The sequence below is a fragment of the Cellulosimicrobium sp. G4 BAM 1002 genome, assembly GCF_057126935.1.
On record NZ_CP182109.1, the window covers coordinates 2,563,060 to 2,582,860 of the forward strand.

18 protein-coding genes are annotated in these 19,801 nt (G+C 73.8%); all 18 read right to left on the minus strand.

Translation table 11 applies throughout. The annotated features are described in order from the left end of the window. Positions 1–31: 31 nt before the first annotated feature. The 18 genes from ACMXGY_RS11605 to ACMXGY_RS11690 all read right to left on the minus strand — a co-directional run bounded on the left by ACMXGY_RS11605 (position 32) and on the right by ACMXGY_RS11690 (position 19,801). Positions 32–463, minus strand: a complete 432-nt coding sequence (locus ACMXGY_RS11605) for a DUF2752 domain-containing protein (RefSeq protein WP_483773148.1) — start codon at positions 461–463, stop codon at positions 32–34. 12 nt (positions 464–475) lie between these two features. After that, entirely contained in the window at positions 476–961 is a 486-nt protein-coding gene (locus ACMXGY_RS11610; RefSeq protein ID WP_483773149.1) for a DUF4190 domain-containing protein, read from the minus strand. Further along, a complete protein-coding gene (locus ACMXGY_RS11615; protein WP_483773150.1) occupies positions 958–1,230 on the minus strand; it encodes an HGxxPAAW family protein in 273 nt (90 codons plus the stop codon). The genes ACMXGY_RS11610 and ACMXGY_RS11615 overlap by 4 nt, the downstream gene beginning before the upstream one ends. A 63-nt stretch (positions 1,231–1,293) precedes the next feature. Then, the gene (locus ACMXGY_RS11620; RefSeq protein ID WP_483773151.1) at positions 1,294–1,932 is read right to left on the minus strand and encodes a Trp biosynthesis-associated membrane protein; all 639 of its coding nucleotides are present in this window, start codon (positions 1,930–1,932) and stop codon (positions 1,294–1,296) included. Further along, a complete protein-coding gene (locus ACMXGY_RS11625) occupies positions 1,929–3,503 on the minus strand; it encodes an anthranilate synthase component I (protein ID WP_483773152.1) in 1,575 nt (524 codons plus the stop codon). The genes ACMXGY_RS11620 and ACMXGY_RS11625 overlap by 4 nt, the downstream gene beginning before the upstream one ends. After that, a complete protein-coding gene (gene hisI, locus ACMXGY_RS11630) occupies positions 3,500–3,985 on the minus strand; it encodes a phosphoribosyl-AMP cyclohydrolase (protein WP_483773153.1) in 486 nt (161 codons plus the stop codon). The genes ACMXGY_RS11625 and hisI overlap by 4 nt, the downstream gene beginning before the upstream one ends. 343 nt (positions 3,986–4,328) lie before the next feature. Then, on the minus strand, positions 4,329–6,221 hold the full coding sequence (locus ACMXGY_RS11635) for an ABC transporter ATP-binding protein (RefSeq protein ID WP_483773154.1): 1,893 nt from the start codon (positions 6,219–6,221) through the stop codon (positions 4,329–4,331). Then, positions 6,218–8,068, minus strand: coding sequence for an ABC transporter ATP-binding protein (locus tag ACMXGY_RS11640; protein ID WP_483776854.1), 1,851 nt, complete (start codon positions 8,066–8,068; stop codon positions 6,218–6,220). The genes ACMXGY_RS11635 and ACMXGY_RS11640 overlap by 4 nt, the downstream gene beginning before the upstream one ends. A 288-nt stretch (positions 8,069–8,356) precedes the next feature. Continuing rightward, positions 8,357–9,127 (minus strand): imidazole glycerol phosphate synthase subunit HisF, encoded by a 771-nt coding sequence (hisF, locus tag ACMXGY_RS11645; protein WP_483773155.1) that lies wholly within the window; start codon positions 9,125–9,127, stop codon positions 8,357–8,359. Beyond that, complete coding sequence (locus ACMXGY_RS11650) at positions 9,124–10,155, minus strand: FKBP-type peptidyl-prolyl cis-trans isomerase (protein WP_483773156.1); 1,032 nt, start codon at positions 10,153–10,155, stop codon at positions 9,124–9,126. Before ACMXGY_RS11650 ends, hisF begins: the two co-directional genes overlap by 4 nt. A 16-nt stretch (positions 10,156–10,171) precedes the next feature. Further along, a complete protein-coding gene (pafA, locus tag ACMXGY_RS11655; protein WP_483773157.1) occupies positions 10,172–11,533 on the minus strand; it encodes a Pup--protein ligase in 1,362 nt (453 codons plus the stop codon). Positions 11,534–11,537: 4 nt separating this feature from the next. Next, on the minus strand, positions 11,538–12,275 hold the full coding sequence (prcA, locus tag ACMXGY_RS11660) for a proteasome subunit alpha (RefSeq protein WP_483773158.1): 738 nt from the start codon (positions 12,273–12,275) through the stop codon (positions 11,538–11,540). Then, on the minus strand, positions 12,272–13,228 hold the full coding sequence (gene prcB, locus ACMXGY_RS11665; RefSeq protein ID WP_483773159.1) for a proteasome subunit beta: 957 nt from the start codon (positions 13,226–13,228) through the stop codon (positions 12,272–12,274). The genes prcA and prcB overlap by 4 nt, the downstream gene beginning before the upstream one ends. Before the next feature lie 19 nt (positions 13,229–13,247). Continuing rightward, positions 13,248–13,442, minus strand: a complete 195-nt coding sequence (locus tag ACMXGY_RS11670; protein ID WP_483773160.1) for a ubiquitin-like protein Pup — start codon at positions 13,440–13,442, stop codon at positions 13,248–13,250. Positions 13,443–13,593: 151 nt separating this feature from the next. After that, positions 13,594–15,225 carry a depupylase/deamidase Dop gene (gene dop / locus ACMXGY_RS11675; protein WP_483776855.1) on the minus strand — a complete coding sequence of 544 codons (1,632 nt, stop codon included), beginning with the start codon at positions 15,223–15,225 and terminating at the stop codon, positions 13,594–13,596. Positions 15,226–15,626: 401 nt separating this feature from the next. Further along, positions 15,627–17,285 carry a proteasome ATPase gene (arc, locus tag ACMXGY_RS11680; protein ID WP_483773161.1) on the minus strand — a complete coding sequence of 553 codons (1,659 nt, stop codon included), beginning with the start codon at positions 17,283–17,285 and terminating at the stop codon, positions 15,627–15,629. Positions 17,286–17,468: 183 nt separating this feature from the next. Beyond that, positions 17,469–18,440 (minus strand): tRNA (adenine-N1)-methyltransferase, encoded by a 972-nt coding sequence (locus ACMXGY_RS11685; protein WP_483776856.1) that lies wholly within the window; start codon positions 18,438–18,440, stop codon positions 17,469–17,471. A gap of 182 nt (positions 18,441–18,622) precedes the next feature. Beyond that, the gene (locus ACMXGY_RS11690; protein WP_483773162.1) at positions 18,623–19,801 is read right to left on the minus strand and encodes a site-2 protease family protein; all 1,179 of its coding nucleotides are present in this window, start codon (positions 19,799–19,801) and stop codon (positions 18,623–18,625) included.

The window sequence follows — 19,801 nt, forward strand, 5'->3', positions numbered from 1 at the left end:
CCCCCAGGGGTCTGCACTGGTCAGGCGCTGGTCAGGCGCCCGCCGGGCCGAGCCACGGGACGAAGGCGGGAACGTTGCGCAGCACGCCGAAGGCGACGAGCACCACGAGGAAGCCCCATGCCACGACCGCCGGGACCCGCGGCGCCGCTCGGCCGCGCAGCGCGCGCACGAGCCACACCGCCCACAGCACGACGAGCACGGGCGCCACGAGCACCCACAGCGGGTTCATGGCCCAGGCTGCGGCAAGGTCGAGGTGGGCGAGGTCGTGCGTGGCCCGGAGCCCACCGCATCCCGGGCACGCGAGGCCCGTGAGCGCGAGCAGCGGGCACGTGACGTAGTGGCCGGGCCGGTTCGGGTCGACGACGCCCACGTACGTGGTCGCGGCGGCGACGAGGGCTCCGATCGCGATCGGCGCGTGGGCGGCGCGGGGAACGCGGCGACGGCGCAGCGCCTCGGACGTCACGGCCGCACCCGGTCAGTACGCGGTCTGGTCGGGGATCGTCTCGACCCAGGCGAGGAACGCCGGGAGGAAGGCGATGAGGAGGACGAGACCCAGCACCGACAGGCCGATCGCTACCCAGCCGAGGATGATGCCCGCTGTCGCCATGCCGTCGTTGTTCGCCTGGCCCTCCGCCACGGCGCGCTTGGCGGCGTTGCCCACGATGACCGCGGGGATACCGGTGAAGAACCCACAGCTCAGGACGAAGGCCGCGATGCCGAGCACCAGCGACCACACGGCGAGGTTGTTCTTCGGGTAGTACGCCGGTGCACCGTAGGCGGCGCCGGGAGCGGGCTGGCCGCCCGGGTAGGGCTGCCCGGTCGGGTAGGGCTGCCCGGTCGGGAAGGGCTGCCCGGTCGGGAAGGGCGGAGGGCCGCCGGGCGCCGGTGAGCCGTACTGCCCCTGCGACCCGTCCTGCGGGGTCGAGGGGTCGTGCGGCCCGGGGCCCGGCGGCACGGTCACCGCGAGACCTGCTTCTGGCCGTAGCCCATGTTGCGGAGCACGAGACCGCCGACGAGGGCCGCCAGGACGACACCCATGCCCACCCAGAACAGCCACACCGCGGGGATCACGACGCCGATGGCGGCCACCAGGGCACCGACGATGATGCCGATCATCGTGAACCAGGCCGCGACCGTGTGGCCGTGGTTCGTGGGCGGCGCCGCGGGGGGCAGGTAGGCGATCTCGGTGGTCTGCTGGTTCTCGGCCATGAGGGTCGTGCCTTTCGTCATGATGTGTTCGAAGCCTATCGGACCGCTCGGGAGGTCGTCCCCTCGACCGCCCGGTGCGGTGGCTCAGCGGTCGGTGGGGTCCTCGCCGCGGGACAGGGCGTCCCACGCGTCGTGGTCCGTGAGTTCGTCCGGGGACGTCGGGTCCGGGGTATCCGTCGTCGGGCCCGGCTCGACGGCGCCCCCGTCCTCGCCCGTCCCGGCGGCGCCCGGCGCGACGGCGCGCTCGTGCCGCGTGCCGGCACGCGACCACGATCGCGAGCCGACGGCGACCCACACGACGGCGAGCACGGTGAGCACCCCCAGCACGGCCGCGACCCACGGCGCCGCCGTCAGCTCGACCGGTGCGGTGAGCTCGGTGACACCCGTCGCGTCCGCCACCGCCGAGCGCGCGCTCGGCTCCGGGTCTAGCGCGACGCCGAGCGCCGCGACCGTCGTCACGACGCCGCTGGCTGCCGCGACGACGAGCACGACCCAGCGCCCCACGCGACCGACGAGACCGAGCGCGAGCGCGGCCGCGACGAGGACGAGCGCCGCGGCGCTCACTCCCGGCGCCGCGTCGGTGCCGGAGACCACGACCTCGACCTGCGGGTCGAGCGCCGTCGCGCCCGTGGTGCGCGACCAGGTCGGGGCCGCCGCGGCGAGGGTGGCCGCACCCAGGAGCAGCAGGAGCCAGATCGACGTCCGGCGGGTCGGGGCGCTCACGCGAGCCCTCGCAGCCGCGACGCGACCTGGACGGCGCGCACGGCGGCCGCGGCCTTGTTGCGCGACTCGGCGTACTCGAGCGCGGGGACCGAGTCGGCGACGATCCCGCCGCCCGCCTGCACGCTCGCGCGGCCGTCCCGCAGGAGCGCCGTGCGGATCGCGATGGCCATGTCCATGTTGCCGTCGAAGTCGAAGTACCCCGCGGTGCCCCCGTAGATGCCCCGCGACGCCGGCTCCAGCTCGTCGATGAGGGCGATGGCCCGCGGCTTGGGCGCCCCCGAGAGCGTGCCGGCCGGGAAGGTCGCCCGGAAGGCGTCGAGCGCCGTCGCCCCCTCGCGCAGCGTCCCGACGACGGTCGAGCACAGGTGCATGATGTGGCTGAAACGCTTGGTCGCCATGAACTCCACGACCTCGACCGACGTCGGCTCGCACACCTTGACGAGGTCGTTGCGCGAGAGGTCGACGAGCATGATGTGCTCGGCGAGCTCCTTGGGGTCCTGGAGCAGCTCCTCGCCGAGCGCCACGTCCTCCTCCGGCGTCGCGCCGCGCGGGCGCGAGCCCGCGATCGGGAAGGTCGTCACGCGGCCGTCCTCGACCTTGACGAGCGTCTCCGGGCTCGACCCGACGACCGCGAAGTCGCGACCGTCCGCGTCGGTGAGCTGGAAGTAATACATGTAGGGGCTCGGGTTGATCGTGCGCAGCGCCCGGTAGACGTCGAGCGGCTCGGCCGGGCAGTCGAGATCGAGACGCTGGGACAGCACGACCTGGAACACCTCGCCCTCACGGATCGCGTCCTTGCCCGCGACGACCGAGGCCTCGAACTCCTCGCGCGTCGAGCGGAACTCCAGCTCCGGCTCGGCCCCGTCGACGACGACCGACGCGACGTGCGCGCCGCCCGCGACGAGCCGCGCCTGCATCGCGTCCAGGCGCGAGACCGCGTCCGCGTACGCCTCGTCGACCCGTGCGTCCGTGTCGTCGAAGTTGATCGCGTTCGCGACCAGCCAGACGCTGCCCTCGGCGTGGTCGACCACCGCGAGGTCCGTCGCGAGGCAGAGCGTGAGCTCCGGCACCCCGAGCTCGTCCGGCGCGTCCGACGGCAGCGTCGGCTCCCAGTGCCGGATGACGTCCCACCCGATCGCGCCCGCGAGCCCGCCCGTGAACGGCGGCAGGCCGCTGACAGCGGGCGTGCGCAGCGCTTCGAGCGTCGCCTCCAGCACGTCCACGACGTCGCCCTGAGTCGGCACGCCCGCGGGAACGTCCCCCGACCAGACCGCCTGCCCGCCGCGCGACGTGAGCGTCGCACGCGACGCGACGCCGACGAACGAGTACCGCGCCCAGCGCCCGTCCGACTCCGCGGACTCGAGCACGAACGTGCCCGGTCGGCCCTGCGCGAGCGCGCGGTACAGGCCGACGGGCGTGACGTCGTCGGCGAGGAGCCGACGCACGACCGGCACGACGCGGCGCGACGTCGCGAGCGCCCGGAACCCGTCCGCGCCCGGCCACGTCTCGCCCCACGCGGGCCCGCCCGGCGGGACGGTGGTGGGCTCGGCCTGGGCGGCGGTCGCGTTCACTGGTTCTCCTCCTCGGGATCGGTCTGCGCAAGGTCTTCCGTCGTGGGCGCCGACGCCGTGGCGTGGACGGGTGCGGCAGGCTCACCGGCCAGGGCGCCGACGACCGCGCCCAGGTCTCCCCCGGCCTCGAAGCACGTGCGCGTCCCGGTGTGGCACGCGGCACCGACCTGGTGCACCCGCACGAGCAGCGCGTCGCCGTCGCAGTCGAGCGCGACCGACCGCACGACCTGCACGTGCCCGGACGTGTCGCCCTTGCGCCAGTACTCCTGCCGCGACCGGCTCCAGAACGTCACGCGCCCGGTCGTCAGCGTGCGGTGCAGCGCCTCGTCGTCCATCCACCCGAGCATGAGCACGTCACCCGTGTCGTGCTGCTGCACGATCGCCGCGACGAGCCCCGCGTCGTCGCGCTTGAGGCGCGCCGCGATCTCAGGAGCGAGCGCGGAGTCGGTCGAGTTCTGCTGGCCGGTCGTGGAGTCGGGCACCCGAGAATCCTGCCAGACGCCGGACCACCTCCGGTCCGCCGTCTCGCCTCATCGGCTGGGCCGGGTACTCGTGGGCGGGTCCGCGGGCGCCGCGTCGTCGGTGCTCGGGCTGGCCGGGCGCTCGTGGTCGGGTCCGCGGGCGCCGCCCGCTCTGCGTCCGGACCGGTGCCGGCGGGGCGACGTGCCTACGCGGGTGAGCCCGGGCGTGGGCGGAGGGGCGGCCGTGCCGGGTCGTGGCGGGTCTGGCGGGAGCGACGCGAGGAACGAGCGGCGCGGATGGTAGACCCGGCACGGCCGCCCCTCCGAGCACGCCCCGGCGACCCACCAACGAACCGCACGGCGCTCAGCGCGTCTGGGAGACCCAGGCGTCGTGCATGTGCGCGTAGACCCCGTCGGCGGCCACGAGCTCGGCGTGGTGGCCGACCTCGACGACGTGGCCCGAGTCGACGACGACGACGAGGTCCGCGGCCTCGGCGGTCGACAGGCGGTGCGCGATGGTCAGCGTCGAGCGGCCGGCGGTGAGCGACGCGAGGGCGCGTGCGATGCGCACCTCGGTCGCCGGGTCGACGGCTGACGTCGCCTCGTCGAGGACGAGCAGGTCGGCCTCGGCGAGGTACGCCCGCACGAGCGCGACGAGCTGGCGTTCGCCCGCGGACAGGGACTCGCCGCGCTGTCCCACCGACGTGTCGAGCCCGTCCGGCAGATCGGCCACCCAGTCGGTCAGCCCGAGCCGGTCGACGGCTGCCTCGATCCGCGCGCGTCGCGCGTCCTCGGGCTCCGTCTCGGCCGCGCCGCGCAGGCCGTAGGCGACGTTGTCGGCGAGCGTGCCGTCGAACAGGAAGCCCTCCTGCGGGACGAGCACCACGCGCTCGCGCAGGGACTCGACGGCGAGGTCGCGCAGGTCGACGCCGTCGAGCAGGACGCGTCCCGCCGTCGGGTCCATGAGGCGCGTGACGAGCTTGGCGATCGTCGTCTTGCCCGAGCCGGTCGCTCCGACGACGGCGACGGACGCGCGAGCGGGCAGGTCGAGGTCGACGCCGTGGAGCACCTCGGGGCCGTCGGGGTACGCGAAGCGCACTCCCTCGAGGCGCACGTGCGCGGGTCCGCGCGGGCTGCGCGCCCCGTCCTCGCCGGCGTCGACGACCTCGACGGGCGTCTCGAGCACCGCGAGCACGCGGCGCCAGCCGGCGACGGCGTTCTGCAGCTCGTTGAGGATCTCCGTCGCCATCTGCACCGGGCCGGTGAAGAGCTGGACGAGGAAGAGGAAGGCGAGGAGCTGGCCGACCGTGATCTCGCCGGCGACGCCCAGCAGCGACCCCACGACCACGACGACGGAGAGCACGAGGTTCGCGACGAGCACACCGCTGGAGAACACGACGGCGACGAGCTTCTGCGCGCGGATCATCGCGCGTCGCGTCGCGTCGATCGCGACGTCGGTGCGCCGCGCGGTGCGGGCACCGACGCCGTAGGCGCGGATCGTCTCGGCGCCCACGACGGACTCCGAGATCGCGCCGAGCATCGCGCCCACCCGGGCGCGGACCTGGGTGTACGCGTCGTTGACCTTGGCCTGCGCGGGCCGCAGCACGAGGAAGAGCGGCACGAAGCACGCCCACACCACGAGGGTGAGCTGCCATGAGTAGACGGCCATGAGCACCGTCGCGACGCCGATCTGCAGCACCGAGACGAGCAGCATGATGCCGCCCCACTGGACGAACAGGGAGATCGTGTCGACGTCGCTCGTCACGCGCGAGACGAGCGAGCCGCGCCGCTCGGTGTTCTGGGTGAGTACCGAGAGGTCGTGCACGTGCCGGAACGCGCGCACGCGCAGGTTCGCCAGGCCGGCCTCGGTCGAGCGGAAGAGCCGGACGTTGACGAGCGCGGAGCACAGCCCGGCGAGCACGAGCACGCCGGCGGCCACGGAGGCGAGCAGCGCCACGCGACCGGTGTCCGGGCCGCCGTCCGCGAGCAGGCCCGTGTCCACGGTCTGCTGGACGGTGACCGGCACGACGACGCGGCCCAGCGCGGCGGCGACCGCGAGGGCGAGCGTGATCCAGATGCCGTCGAGGATCTGCGGCGAGACCTGCACGCCCCGGCGCAGGGTGGCGAGCACGCCGAGCGAGCTCGCGGACGCGATGCGTTCCCCCGCGGCACCACGCTCGGCCGCGTCGGGCGTCGTGGAGATCGGGGCCTTCTGCGCCGTCTCGCCCTCACGACGGTCCGTCGTCGTCTTCGTCATTCCTCCAGCGCCCCCTTCTCGGCGTTGCGGACGACGTCGGCCGTCTCCTCGTCCTCGCGGCGCACCAGGTCGTCCGCCGCGTCCTCGCGCTCGTGCTCGCGGCGCTCGGCCTCGCGCGCGTAGGCCGTCGCGAGGTCGCGGTAGCCGTCGTCGCGCGCGAGCAGCTCGTCGTGCGTCCCGACGTCGACCACCCGCCCCGACTCGACGTGCACGACGACGTCCGCGAGCGCGACGCTCGACATGCGGTACGCGACCATGACGACGGTGGGCCGGTCGGCGCCGCCGCGCGCGAGGCCTGTGAGGATCTGCTGCTCGACGCGCGGGTCGACGGCGGACGTCGCGTCGTCGAGGACGAGCAGGCGCGGGCGACGGACCAGGGCGCGAGCGATCGCGAGCCGCTGACGCTGGCCGCCGGACAGGTTCGCGCCACGCTCGCCGAGCGGCGCGTCGAGCCCTTCGGGGAGGCGCGCGACGACGTCGTCCACGCGCGCGAGGCGCAGCGCCTCCCAGACCTGGGAGTCGTCGGGGCCCGCTGCACCGGCGTCGGCGAGCGTGACGTTGGAGCGCACGGTGTCCTCGAACACGAACGCCTGTTGGGCGACGAGCGCAACCTGTCCGGTGAGGTCGGCCTCGCGCACGTCGCGCACGTCGACGCCGTCGAGCAGCACCCGGCCGCGGGTCGGGTCGGAGAGCCGCGCGAGGAGCGAGACGAGGGTCGTCTTGCCGGCACCGGTCGGGCCGACGACGGCGACCGTGGTCCCGGGCGCGACGTCGAGGTGCACGCCGTCGAGGAGCGTCGCGTCGCGGCCACCGGCGCGCACGTCGACACCGACGTCCTCGAGCCGGACCCCGAGGCCGGAGCCCGTGGACGGGAGCGCCCTCGTGCCGGGACGCAGGACGCCCCCGCTGTCGATGACGCGGCTGATGCGCTCGTAGCCGACGAGCGCGCGGGGGAGCTCGCCGAGCACCCACCCGAACGCGCGCACAGGTACCGCCATGATGGTGAGGAGGTACGCGGCGGTGACGATGTCCCCGGCGGCCACGTCGCCGTCGACCAGCCGCAGCGTCCCCACGCCGAGGACGAGGAGCGTACCCAGGGAGGGCAGGAGCTCGATCACCGGGTCAAAGAAGGCCCGCACGACCCCGACCCGCACGTTCGCGGCCCGCAGCTCGTCGGTGCGCGCGGCGAAGCGGCGCTCCTCGCGGTCCGCCGTGCCGAGCGAGGTCACGAGGAGCGCCGCCTCGAAGCTCTCGTGCGCGACGTCGGCCACCTCGGCGCGCAGCTGCTGCGCGCGCGTGATCGCGGGCGACATGTAGCGCTGGAAGACGACGTTCACGGCGACGGCCACCGGGATGACGACGAGCGCCGCGCACGCGAGCCACACGTCGACCCGGAAGAGCATGACGGCGGCGACGCCGATCATGACGACGACGCCGAGCGCGAACGGCAGCGGGTTGAAGACGCCCGTCGCCGCCTCGACGTCGGAGCTCGCGTTGGACAGGAGCTGGCCCGCGGGGTGCGAGCGGTGCCACGACATGGGCAGGCGCAGGTACTGGCGCGTCACCGCGGTGCGGTGCCGCGCCTGGAGGGCCGCGTACCCGTTGCCCGCGAAGATCCGGCGAGCGGCGACGCTCGCGGCGAGCGAGACCGCGATGCCCGCGAGGACGAGGCCTGCGAGCCAGATGCGGCCTCGCGCCGTCTCGTCGCCCGCGATCGCCGGGACGACGACCTCGTCCGTCACGGTGCCGATCGCGCTGCTCACCGCGACGGTGAGCGCACCGAAGAGCGCCGAGGAGCCGATGGCGAGGACGTAGGTGCGCGGCTCGTCACGCAGCCCGCGGCCCATGAGGGCGAGCGAGCGTCGCGTGCGGGAACCGCCGAGCCCGTGCGGGCGTCGGACGCGCGGCTCGTCGGGGAGGCCGTCGTCGGGTCGGGACGCGGCCGTCGTCGGGTCGGGGTCGGCCGGCGGGCCGGGGGTCGGGGCGGGCGGGGCGTCAGCGCCTGTGTGGCGCGTCCTGCTGCCGGGCACGGGACGGTCCTCGTCTTTCGTTCAGGGGGTTGCCCGATCCTCTCACGCGCCCCCGACACGGCCGACGGAGATCCGACCGGAGCCGGCAGAGCACGAACCGCCGGCTCAGCGCACGTCGACACCCGCCGCGCGCATCGCGTCCTTCACCTGGCCGACCGTGAGAGCGCCGAAGTGAAAGACGCTCGCGGCGAGCACCGCGTCGGCACCGGCGCGCGCCGCCGCGACGAAGTGCTCGGGCGTGCCGGCGCCCCCGCTCGCGATGAGGGGCACCCGCACCTCGGACCGGACCGCCGCGAGCATCTCGAGGTCGAACCCCGCCGTCGTCCCGTCCGCGTCCATGGAGTTGAGCAGGATCTCCCCCGCCCCCAGGCTCGCGGCGCGCGCGGCCCACTCGACCGCGTCGATGCCGGTGCCGCGACGGCCGCCGTGGGTCGTGACCTCGTAGCCGGACGCCGTGCTCACGTCCCCGGTCGTCCGTCGCGCGTCGACGGACAGGACGAGCACCTGGCTCCCGAAGCGGTCCGCGATCTCGGCGATGAGCTCCGGGCGCGCGATCGCCGCCGTGTTGACCCCGACCTTGTCTGCGCCCGCACGAAGGAGCCGGTCCACGTCGTCCGCCGACCGCACCCCGCCGCCGACCGTGAGCGGGACGAACACCTGCTCGGCCGTGCGGCGCACGACGTCGTACGTCGTCTCGCGGTTGCCGGACGACGCCGACACGTCGAGGAAGGTGACCTCGTCGGCGCCCTCGCCGTCGTAGCGCGACGCCAGCTCGACGGGGTCTCCGGCGTCGCGCAGGTTCTCGAAGTTCACGCCCTTGACGACGCGCCCGGCGTCGACGTCGAGGCAGGGGATGACGCGGATCGCGACGGTCATGACTCTCCTTGGTCGGCCGGCTCCCCGCCGGTCGTGTCGGGTGCTGCACCGGTCTCCGAGCCGTCGGGGACGGCCTCCTCGGTGACCGGGAAGTGCGCGTCGAGGATGTCCACGACGTAGACGAGCGTCTCGCCCGCGAGCGGGTTGGCGGTCGACCCGTAGGCGAGGTCCGGCGGGACGACGAGCAGGACCTGGCTGCCCACGGCCTGCTCGAGGAGTCCCTGCTCCCAGCCCTCGATGACCTCGCCGATCCCGATCATGACGGACAGCGGCGCGGTGCCCTCGGTCCACGTCGAGTCGAAGACCTCGCCGTCCGACCACCGCACCCCCGTGTACCTGACGGTGACGACCTGGCCGAGCTCGACCTGCACCCCGTCCCCGCGGACGAGGGGCTGGACGACCAGCCCGGCGGGGGGCGCGGCGTCGGGCGGGACCGTCACGGTCGGTGCGCCGTCGTCGGCGAGGGCCACGGTCGGCAGGCCCTCGACGGGCGCGACGGGTTCGCCGGTCGCGCGCGTCGGCAGGACGTCGACGACGAGCGCGACGGGGACGCCGTCGTCCTCCTCCACGCGCAGGAGGCGCGCGCCCGCGCGCTGCCCGCGGAGCAGGTCCCTCAGGTCGCGCCCGATCGACTCGTCGGTCAGCGTGCTCCAGCGCGGGGCGTCGGTGTACGTGTTCTGCAGGACCGTGCCGTCGCGCACGTCCTGCGCGTAGAGGTTGAGCAGCAGCGGACCGCCGTCGACGAGCTCGGCCTCGGCACCCGGCCACACGACCTCCGACCGGGGCTCGGGCACGTCGAGCGGCGGTGTGTACTCGAGCGTCGGCGGCGCGCCGGAGGACCCGACGACGGTCAGCTCGGTGTTGAGCGGGGTCGGCGTCGCGTCCTCGGGCTCCTGGCACGCGCCCAGGACCAGCGCGCAGACCAGCGCACCGAGCGCGGCGAGCGCGGGCGCCTGGCGGCGCGCACGACGACGGTCGGACCGCGTGCCCACGAGGGGCGGCACGGCCGCGGAGAGCGGAGTCCTCACATCACGTCCTGCACGGTCACATCGACTCGATGAGTCGTTCCACGCGCTCGTCGACGCTGCGGAACGGGTCCTTGCACAGCACGGTGCGCTGGGCCTGGTCGTTGAGCTTGAGGTGCACCCAGTCCACCGTGTAGTCCCGGCGCGCCTCCTGGGCGGCGCGCACGAAGTCGCCGCGGAGCTTCGCGCGCGTCGTCTGGGGCGGCACGGCGGTCGACTCGAACACCTCGAGCTCCGTCGTGACGCGCTCCACCATGCCGCGCGCGGCCAGCAGGTTGTACAGGCCCTCGGTGCGCGAGATGTCGTGGTAGGCGAGGTCGAGGCGCGCGATGCGCGGGTCGTCGAGCTCGAGCCCGTGCTTCGCCTGGTACCGCTGGATGAGGCGGTACTTGATGACCCAGTCGAGCTCGCGGTCGACGAGCGACAGGTCGCCCGACTCGAGCGCACGCAGCCCGCGCTCCCACAGGTCGAGGACCTGCTTGACGACCGGCGTCGGCGAGACGCCCGACTCGACGAACTCCTTGACGCGCTGCAGGTACTCGCCCTGCAGGTCGATCGCGGTGACCGTGCGCCCGCTCGCGAGCTGCACCGGCTGCTTGCCCGTCATGTCGTGGCTGATCTCGCGGATCGAGCGGATCGGGTTCTCGAGCGCGAGGTCGCGCATCGGCAGCCCGGCCTCGATCATGCGCAGGATGAGGTCGGTCGTGCCGACCTTGAGCATCGTCGTCGTCTCCGCCATCGACGAGTCGCCGACGATGACGTGCAGGCGCCGGTAGCTCTCGGCGTCCGCGTGCGGCTCGTCGCGCGTGTTGATGATGGGCCGCGAGCGGGTCGTCGCGCTCGAGACCGCCTCCCAGATGTGGTCGGCACGCTGCGACAGGCAGTACACCGCGCCGCGCGGCGTGGACAGCACCTTGCCCGCCCCCGTGAGGACCTGCCGGGTGATGAGGAAGGGCACGAGCACGTCCGACAGCCGCGAGAAGTCGCCCTGGCGCCGCACGAGGTAGTTCTCGTGGCACCCGTACGAGTTGCCGGCCGAGTCGGTGTTGTTCTTGAACAGGTGGATGCGCCCGGGCAGACCCTCGTGCTCGAGGCGCTGCTGCGCGTCCGCCACGAGGCCCTCGAGGATCCGCTCTCCCCCGCGGTCGTAGGCGACGAGCTGGCGCACGTCGTCGCACTCGGCGGTCGCGTACTCCGGGTGGGAGCCCACGTCGAGGTACAGGCGCGAGCCGTTGCGCAGGAACACGTTCGACGAGCGGCCCCACGCGACGACCTTGCGGAACAGGTAGCGCGCCACCTCGTCCGCGGACAACCCACGCCCGTCGTCGGACGCGCACGTGACGCCGTACTCGGTCTCGAGCCCGAAGATCCTGCGGTCCATGGCCCTACCCCTCGTCCGCCGCGACGGTCGTCGGCGGCGCCTCGCCGCCGCCGACCAGCAGTGCCTCGAGCGCCGTCCCCGTCAGGCGGCGGAACGCCCGGCGCGGGCGCGTGCGGTCGAGCACGGCCACCTCGAGCTGGCTCGCCGGGATCGCCCGGGGCTCGTCGGCGTCGTCGCCCGAGCCGAGCGCGCGGACGGCGAGCCGCAGGACCTCGCCGAGCGCCATCCCGGACTCCCACGCGCCGTCGAGCACCCGGCCGAGCTGGTCGGCCTGACCGCCCATGACGACGAAGCCCTGCTCGTCGGCGACCGACCCGTCGTACGAGATGCGGTAGATCTGGTCCTCCGCGGACGTCGTCCCGACCTCGGCGACGACGAGCTCGACCTCGAGCGGCTTGGACTCCGTGGTGAAGACGGTGCCCAGCGTCTGCGCGTACGCGTTCGCGAGGCCGCGCGCGTTGACGTCGGTGCGGTCGTAGGAGTACCCGCGCAGGTCCGCGTAGCGAACGCCCGCCACCCGCAGGTTCTCGAACTCGTTGTACTTGCCGACGGCGGCGAACGCGATGCGGTCGTAGATCTCCGAGATCTTGTGCAGCGCGCGCGACGGGTTCTCCGTCGCGAACGCGATCCCGTCCTCGTAGGCGAGCACGACGACGGACCGGCCGCGCGCGATGCCCTTGCGCGCGAAGTCCGCGCGGTCCTTCATGAGCTGCTCGGGCGAGACGTAGAAGGGCATCGTCATGCGTCGTCACCTCCGGACGTCCGGGTCGCGTCGCCGTCGCGCGAGATGTCGTTCGGCACGTCGTGAGGCACGGACTCCGCGTTGGTCGCGGCGGAGCGACGGCGTGCCACCGGGTGGGCGGAGCGCTCGCCGACGATCGCGTCGACGACCGCCGCGAGCTCGTCGTCCGGAACCCGCACGTACCCCTCGGGCGTGACGACGGCCACCACCGGCCAGATGCGCCGCACCTGGTCCGGCCCGCCCGTCGCGGAGTCGTCGTCCGCGGCGTCGTACAGGGACTCGACGGCCACGCGCACCGCCGACTCCCGGTCGAGGTCCGCGTGCCACAGCTTCTTCAGCGCGCCGCGCGCGAACACCGATCCCGACCCCACCGAGTGGTAGGAGCGCTCCTCGTAGCGACCGCCCGTCACGTCGTAGGAGAAGATGCGGCCCTCGCCGCGGTCGAGGTCGTAGCCCGCGAAGAGCGGGACCACGGCGAGCCCCTGCATCGCCAGGCCGAGGTTCTGCCGGATCATCGTCGACAGGCGGTTCGCCTTGCCGTCGAGAGACAGCAGCGTGCCCTCGATCTTCTCGTAGTGCTCCAGCTCGAGCTGGAAGAGGCGCACGAGCTCGACCGCGATGCCCGCGGTCCCGGCGATCCCGACGGCCGAGTACTCGTCTGCCGGGAACACCTTCTCGATCTCACGGTGAGCGATCATCGAGCCCATCGTGGCGCGGCGGTCGCCCGCCACGACGACGCCGCCCGCGTCGTCCGCGCCGAACGTGCACGCGACGATCGTCGTGGCGTGCGGTGCGTCCGGGAGCACGCCGCCCGACGGCGCGTGCCGGGCCCGGTGGGCGGGCAGCAGGTCGGGCGCGTGGCCCGTGAGGAAGTCGAGGAACGAGGACGAACCCGGCGTCGTGAAGGCGTCGGGCAGTCGCCCCGGGAGGCGCTCAGGCCGGTGGGTGCTCATCAGCGGTCCGCCACGCTTCCTACTCGCCGCCCTTCTGGACGAAGCCCCGGACGAAGGACTCCGCGTTCGTCTCGAGCACCTCGTCGATCTCTTCGAGGAGGGCGTCGACCTCGGCGTCCCGCGACTGCGCCTGGGGCGCGACCGGGGCCTGCGGGCCGTCGGGCTCGTCGTCGGGGCGCCGGTCCTCGTGCGAGGCGTGCGTACGTTCGGCCATCGTTGCCTCCTCGTCCGTCGGCCCGTGCGGGCCGGCGTTCTCTCCAGTCCAACCCGGGCGGCGCTCGCGCGCTTCCCGGCCCTGCTCGCACGCGGCGCCCGGTCCGTGGAGGGTCGGGGCGCCGTCGTACGTCCAGCCTAGTCGCCGCGCGTCACCCCGTGCCCGCGAGACCCGCCAGGAGCGCTGCCGCGTCCGGGCTCGCGTCGAGCAGCGCGCCGATGTGCGCGCGCGTGCCCCGCAGCGGGTCCATCATCGGCACGCGCTGCAACGACGGGGAGCCCGGCACGTCGAAGATCACCGAGTCCCAGCTCGCGGCCGAGACCTGGTCGCCGTAGCGCGCCATGACCTCGCCGCGGAAGTACGCCCGCGTGTCCTCGGGCGCGTGGTGCACGGCGGCACCTACCTCTCGCTCGTCGACCAGGCGGTCGACGGCCCCCGCCGCGAGCAGCCGGTGGTAGATCCCGCGCTCCGGGCGCACGTCCGACCACTGCAGGTCCATCGCCGCGAGCCGCGAGTGGCCCCAGTCGAGTCCGTCACGCTCGCGCAGCCGGTCGAGCAGGCGCAGCTTGGCGACCCACTCCACGTCGCGCGCGCACGCGTCCCGGTCGGTGGCGAGGCGGTCCAGGACCGAGGCCCAGCGCTCCAGCACGTCCAGGGTCGGCGCGTCGACGCCATCGGGGCCCGCGAGCCGCTCGGTCGCTTCCGCCGCCACCTCGAGGTATGCGCGCTGGACCTCCAGCGCGGTGAGCTCACGCCCGTCGGCGAGCGTCAGCCTCCGCGTGAGGTCGAGGTCCCGGCTCACGCGCTGCACGTCCGCCACCGGGTCCGCGAGCCGCAGCGCCGCGAGGCGGGCACGCACCTGCGGCCCCAGCTCCTCCAGGTGCTCCACGACGAACAGCACGAGCGACGTGGAGCCCGTCTTCAGGTACGTCGCGGTCTCGAACATGTTCGCGTCGCCGATGATGAGGTGCAGGCGCCGCCACCTCTGGCGGTCCGCGTGCGGCTCGTCGCGCGTGTTGACGATCGGGCGACGCAGCGTCGTCTCGAGCCCCACCTCCGCCTCCACGTAGTCCGCGCGCTGCGAGACCTGGAAGCCGTGCTCCTCCCCCGTCTGCCCGAGCCCTACCCTGCCCGACCCCGTGAACACCTGACGCGTCACGAGGAACGGCGTGAGCATCTCCACGACGACCCCGAAGGGCACCGCACGGTCGACCAGGTAGTTCTCGTGCGTGCCGTAGCTCGCGCCCTTGCCGTCGACGTTGTTCTTGTAGAGCACGACCGACCCGCCCGGGACCTGGGCCAGCTCGCGCGACGCCGCCAGCATCACGCGCTCGCCCGCGACGTCCCAGCAGACCACGTCGTGCGGGACCGTGACCTCCGGCGAGGAGTACTCCGGGTGCGCGTGGTCCACGTACAGGCGCGCGCCGTTCGTGAGGATGACGTTCGCCGCGCTCGGGTCGTCGTAGTCCTCCGTCGTCGGACGCGCCACCTCCTGCGTCGAACCCGCGGCCGCGCCGTCCGCGGACGCCGTCGGACCCGACGGAGCCGGGTTCTCGGGGTCGTCCGTGAGCAACGACGGGTGCGCCGAGGCGCGCGGCACGTGGAACCCGCGCGCGTCCTGCAGCGGGTCCTCGTCGTCGTAGTCCCAGCGCGCCCGGCCCCGCGCCCCGTCGCTGCGCGCCGCGACCGCCCGGTACGTCGTGACGACCTGGCTCGACATGAGCATCGGGTTCGCCAACGGCTTCCCCGGCTGCAGCACGCCGTACTCGGTCTCGATCCCCATGACCCGTCGCACGCTCACGCCGACACCCTATGCCGGGGCCCCGACGCCGCGACCGGCGCGTCCACGGTCTGCGGTCCGGGTCGGGTCCGCGGGCGCTGCGCCGTCGGTGCTCGGGCTGGCCGCGCCGTCACCCTGGTTCGGTCCCTCCACGGTGCGTCGGCCGCACCAGCGGCCCCTCGGCTCGCCCCGGTCGGTCCGCGCGGGCGGGACGCCCGAGGTGACGGGCCTGCGCGGCTGAGCCGGGGCGTGGGCGGAGGGGCGGCCGTGCCGGGTCGTGGCGGGTCTGGCGGGAGCGACGCGAGGAACGAGCGGCGCGGATGGTAGATCCGGCACGGCCGCCCCTCCGACCACGACCCGGCGACCCACGACCCGGCCACCCACGAGCACGACGCGGCGGCGAGCTACAGGTACTGGCCGGTGTTCGTGACGGTGTCGATCGTGCGCGGGGAGCCGCCCTCGCCCTTCTTCTGGACGATCGTGCGGATGAAGACGATGCGCTCGCCCTTCTTGCCGCTGATGCGCGCCCAGTCGTCGGGGTTGGTGGTGTTGGGCAGGTCCTCGTTCTCCTTGAACTCGTCGACGCACGCCGAGAGCAGGTGGTCGACGCGGATGCCGCGCTGGCCGGTGGCGAGGAAGTCCTTGATCGCGGACTTCTTCGCGCGGTCGACGACGTTCTGGATCATGGCGCCGGAGTTGAAGTCCTTGAAGTACAGGATCTCCTTGTCGCCGCTCGCGTACGTGACCTCGAGGAACTGGTTCTCCTCGTCCTCGGAGTACATGCGCTCGACGACGGAGCGGATCATCTCGTCGACCGCCTCGCGGTGGCTGCCGCCGTGCTCGGCGAGGTCGGCCGCGTGGATCGGCAGGTCGTCGGTGAGGTACTTCGCGAAGATCTCCTTGGCGCCCTCGGCGTCGGGCCGCTCGATCTTGATCTTCACGTCGAGGCGGCCGGGCCGCAGGATCGCGGGGTCGATCATGTCCTCACGGTTCGAGGCGCCGATGACGATGACGTTGTCGAGGCGCTCGACGCCGTCGATCTCGGACAGGAGCTGCGGGACGATCGTCGTCTCGACGTCGGAGGAGAGGCCGGTGCCGCGTGTGCGGAACAGCGACTCCATCTCGTCGAAGAACACGACGACGGGGGTGCCCTGCGACGCCTTCTCACGGGCGCGGGCGAAGATCAGGCGGATGTGGCGCTCGGTCTCCCCCACGTACTTGTTGAGCAGCTCGGGGCCCTTCACGTTGAGGAAGTAGCTCTTCGCGGCGCCGGGCGTGACCTCCAGGTCCTCCCCGCGGGCCTTCGCGACCGTGTGCGCGAGGGAGTTCGCGACGGCCTTGGCGATGAGCGTCTTGCCGCACCCGGGCGGGCCGTACAGCAGCACGCCCTTGGGCGGGCGCAGGCCGTGCTCGCGGAACAGGTCGGGGTGCGTGAAGGGCAGCTCGACGGCGTCGCGGATCTGCTCGATCTGCGGCCCGAGCCCGCCGATGTCGGCGTAGTCGATGTCCGGGACCTCTTCGAGGACGAGCTCCTCGACCTCGGACTTCGGGATGACCTCGAACACGAAGCCGCTTCGCGTGTCGATCGTCAGCGAGTCTCCGACGCGCAGCGCCGTGTGCGCGACGGAGCCGGCGAGGCGGACGACGCGCTCCTCGTCCGCGCGCCCGACGACGAGCGCGCGGTCGGCGTCGAGGATCTCCTTGACGGTGACGATCTCGCCCGTGCGCTCGTAGCCGCCCGCAGCCACGACGGTCATCGCCTCGTTCAGCTTGACCTCCTGGCCGGGGCGCAGCCGCTGGACGTCGAGCGTCGGGCTGGCACCCACGTGCATCTTGCGTCCTGCGGCAGAGACGTCGACCGAGCCGTCGGGGTGCGCAGCGAGGAAGACCGCGTAGGTCCCCGGAGGCTTCGCGAGGTCGTCGATCTGCCGCTTGAGGTCCAGGATCTGGTCGCGTGCGGCGCGCAGCGCCTCGGCGAGCCTCTCGTTCTTCGCGGAGAGCAGCGCGACCTCGCGCGCGCCGCTCGGCACGCCCTCGTCGCTTCGGCCGAATGTCTCGCTCATCGGGTGTCCCCTCTCGCCGGCGGGTCGCCCGGCCGCACGGTGGACGGCGACGAGCAGACCCGCAGGGACCGCCCGTGTCGACCGCCGTCCGGCGGCCGGGTGTCGACCTTAGGCACAATTCTCGCGCGCGCACAGTGACGACACCCAGCGTGAGACGACCGGGTCCCGATCGTTACCGAGGCGTCACGCCTCCGACACGTCGAGGGCGCTGGGACCCGGGTCCGTCGCCTGCTCCGGTCCCTGGCCGACGTCGCGCCGCACGCGGCGGATCTTCTTCTCGGAGACCGGGCGCTCGCCGAGCTCCTCGGGCGACCACTGCTCGGCGTCGGTCGGGTAGGCGCCCTTGGCCGGGCGACGCTTCCGCTCGGGCGGGGCGACGCCGTCGGCCAGACGACGCGCCGTGAGGAGGAAGCCGGTGTGGCCGATCATGCGGTGCTGGGGACGCACCGCGAGGCCCTCGAGGTGCCAGCCGCGGACCATGGACTCCCACGCGACGGGCTCGGCGTAGCGGCCGTCGGCCCGCAGGTCCTCCGCGAGGCGCGAGAGCTGGGTCGTCGTCGCGACGTAGCAGACGAGGACACCGCCCGGGACGAGTGCGCGCGCCACGACGTCGAGGTTCTCCCAGGGAGCGAGCATGTCGAGCACGACGCGGTCGACCGTGCCGTCCTCGGCGACGGTCGGGAGCACGTCGGCGAGGTCGCCGATCGAGAGGGACCACGCGGGGTGGGGGGCGCCGAAGAACGTCTCGACGTTGCCGCGTGCGATCGCGGCGAAGTCCTCGCGACGCTCGATGGAGTGCAGGTCGCCCGTGTCGCCGACGGCGCGCAGCAGGGACATGGTGAGCGCACCCGACCCCACGCCCGCCTCGATGACGCGGGCGCCCGGGAAGACGTCGGCCATCGCGACGATCTGGGCGGCGTCCTTCGGGTAGACGACCGCGGCACCGCGCGGCATCGACAGCACGTAGTCCGACAGGAGGGGGCGCAGCGCGAGGTACTCGATCTCGGCGGTGTTGCGGACCACGCTCCCCTCGGGCTGCCCGATGAGGTCGTCGTGGCGCAGGTAGCCCTTGTGCGTGTGGAACGTCGCGCCCGGCGCGAGCGTGATGGTGTGCAGACGGCCGCGCGGGTCCGTGAGCTGGACCTTGTCCCCCACGCGCAGCGGGCCACGCCGCTGGTCGGCGCCCGTCGCCTCCGGGAGGTCCGTGGACCGCCCGACGTCGTCACCCGCCCCGCTCTGGAGGGCGGACGCGGCCGCGGGTCCGGGGACGGGCGGCTGCGGCTCGGGCGTGGAGGCGGAGGGCTCGGAGGTCACGGGCGACCATCCTACGGGCCCAGTCAGCGACGTCCTCGTGCGTCGCGCAGCGCCCCCACGACGCGGGCGACCTCGAGGACCCCGACGACCCGGCCGCCGTCGGTCACGACGACCACGGACGCCGCCCGACCGACGTCGGACAGCGCGGCGAGCATGTCGGCGCCCGCGAGGTGCGCGTCGACAGTCGCTCCGGCGGGCAGCGGGACGGCGACCGCGCCGACCGGGGTGGTCTCGGCGGCCTGGGGCGGGACGGCCGCGGCGGCCGTCGGGTCGACGTAGCCGACCGGCGCGCCCGAGGCGTCGACCAGCACGGCGAGCACGTGCGGGCCGCCCGAGAGGGCGACGGCACGGCCGACCGCGCCCACGGAGGCGGACGACGGCACCGGGACCGCGGGCTGCGCGAGCCCGCGCACCGAGAGCCCGGAGACGGCCTCGCGGGTGCGGCCGGCCGTGATCGCCTGCCCGGCCCCGCTCCACAGGAAGGCGCCGATGAGCGCCGACCACGCGACCGTCCAGAGGTCGGGATCCCGGCCGACCGCCAGCGGCCACAGCAGCGCCCACGCGACGACACCGACGGCGACGACGCGCCCGACCCAGCCGGCCGCGACCGTGCCCGTCGTGCGCGAGCCGGTCGCGGCCCACACGACCGACTCGAGGATCTGCCCGCCGTCGAGCGGCAGGCCGGGCAGCAGGTTGAAGAAGCCGACGAACGCGTTGGAGAACGCGCCCGCGTACAGCAGGAGCGCCGGGACGGAGAAGGTGTCCATCGCCTGGAAGGCGAGCCAGGACACGACCGCGAGCGCGAGGTTGGTCAGGGGGCCGACGACGGAGATGAGGAACCCGTCGAGCGGGCGCGCCGACGTGCCCGAGTACGCCGTGTGCCCGCCCCACAGCGTGACCGCGAGCTCGGTGACGTGCTGTCCGCGTGCCCGTGCGACGAGCGCGTGCGCGACCTCGTGGAGGAACACGGAGACGAACAGGAGCAGCACGAACGCCAACGAGACGAGGTACACCTCGCTGCCGAGGCGCGGCGCGAGCCGCTGCACGGTCGGGACGAACAGCACCGTGAGGACGACCGCGGCGACGAACCAGGACGGCGTGAGGATCACCGGCGCGCCGGCGACCCGGCCGATGACCCACCCCTTCGTGCGCGGGCCCGACGGCGCGGGCGTGCGGGGGGCTCGGGGCTCAGGTCCATCCAC

Bases quoted from the DNA above. Each gene is read 5' to 3' on its own strand.
- ACMXGY_RS11615 (WP_483773150.1), bottom strand. From the start codon at position 1,230: ATGACGAAAGGCACGACCCTCATGGCCGAGAACCAGCAGACCACCGAG.
- ACMXGY_RS11635 (WP_483773154.1), bottom strand. From the start codon at position 6,221: ATGACGAAGACGACGACGGACCGTCGTGAGGGCGAGACGGCGCAGAAG.
- ACMXGY_RS11640 (WP_483776854.1), bottom strand. From the start codon at position 8,068: ATGGGCCGCGGGCTGCGTGACGAGCCGCGCACCTACGTCCTCGCCATC.
- hisF (WP_483773155.1), bottom strand. From the start codon at position 9,127: ATGACCGTCGCGATCCGCGTCATCCCCTGCCTCGACGTCGACGCCGGG.
- pafA (WP_483773157.1), bottom strand. From the start codon at position 11,533: ATGGACCGCAGGATCTTCGGGCTCGAGACCGAGTACGGCGTCACGTGC.
- prcA (WP_483773158.1), bottom strand. From the start codon at position 12,275: ATGACGATGCCCTTCTACGTCTCGCCCGAGCAGCTCATGAAGGACCGC.
- prcB (WP_483773159.1), bottom strand. From the start codon at position 13,228: ATGAGCACCCACCGGCCTGAGCGCCTCCCGGGGCGACTGCCCGACGCC.
- ACMXGY_RS11670 (WP_483773160.1), bottom strand. From the start codon at position 13,442: ATGGCCGAACGTACGCACGCCTCGCACGAGGACCGGCGCCCCGACGAC.
- dop (WP_483776855.1), bottom strand. From the start codon at position 15,225: ATGGGGATCGAGACCGAGTACGGCGTGCTGCAGCCGGGGAAGCCGTTG.
- arc (WP_483773161.1), bottom strand. From the start codon at position 17,285: ATGAGCGAGACATTCGGCCGAAGCGACGAGGGCGTGCCGAGCGGCGCG.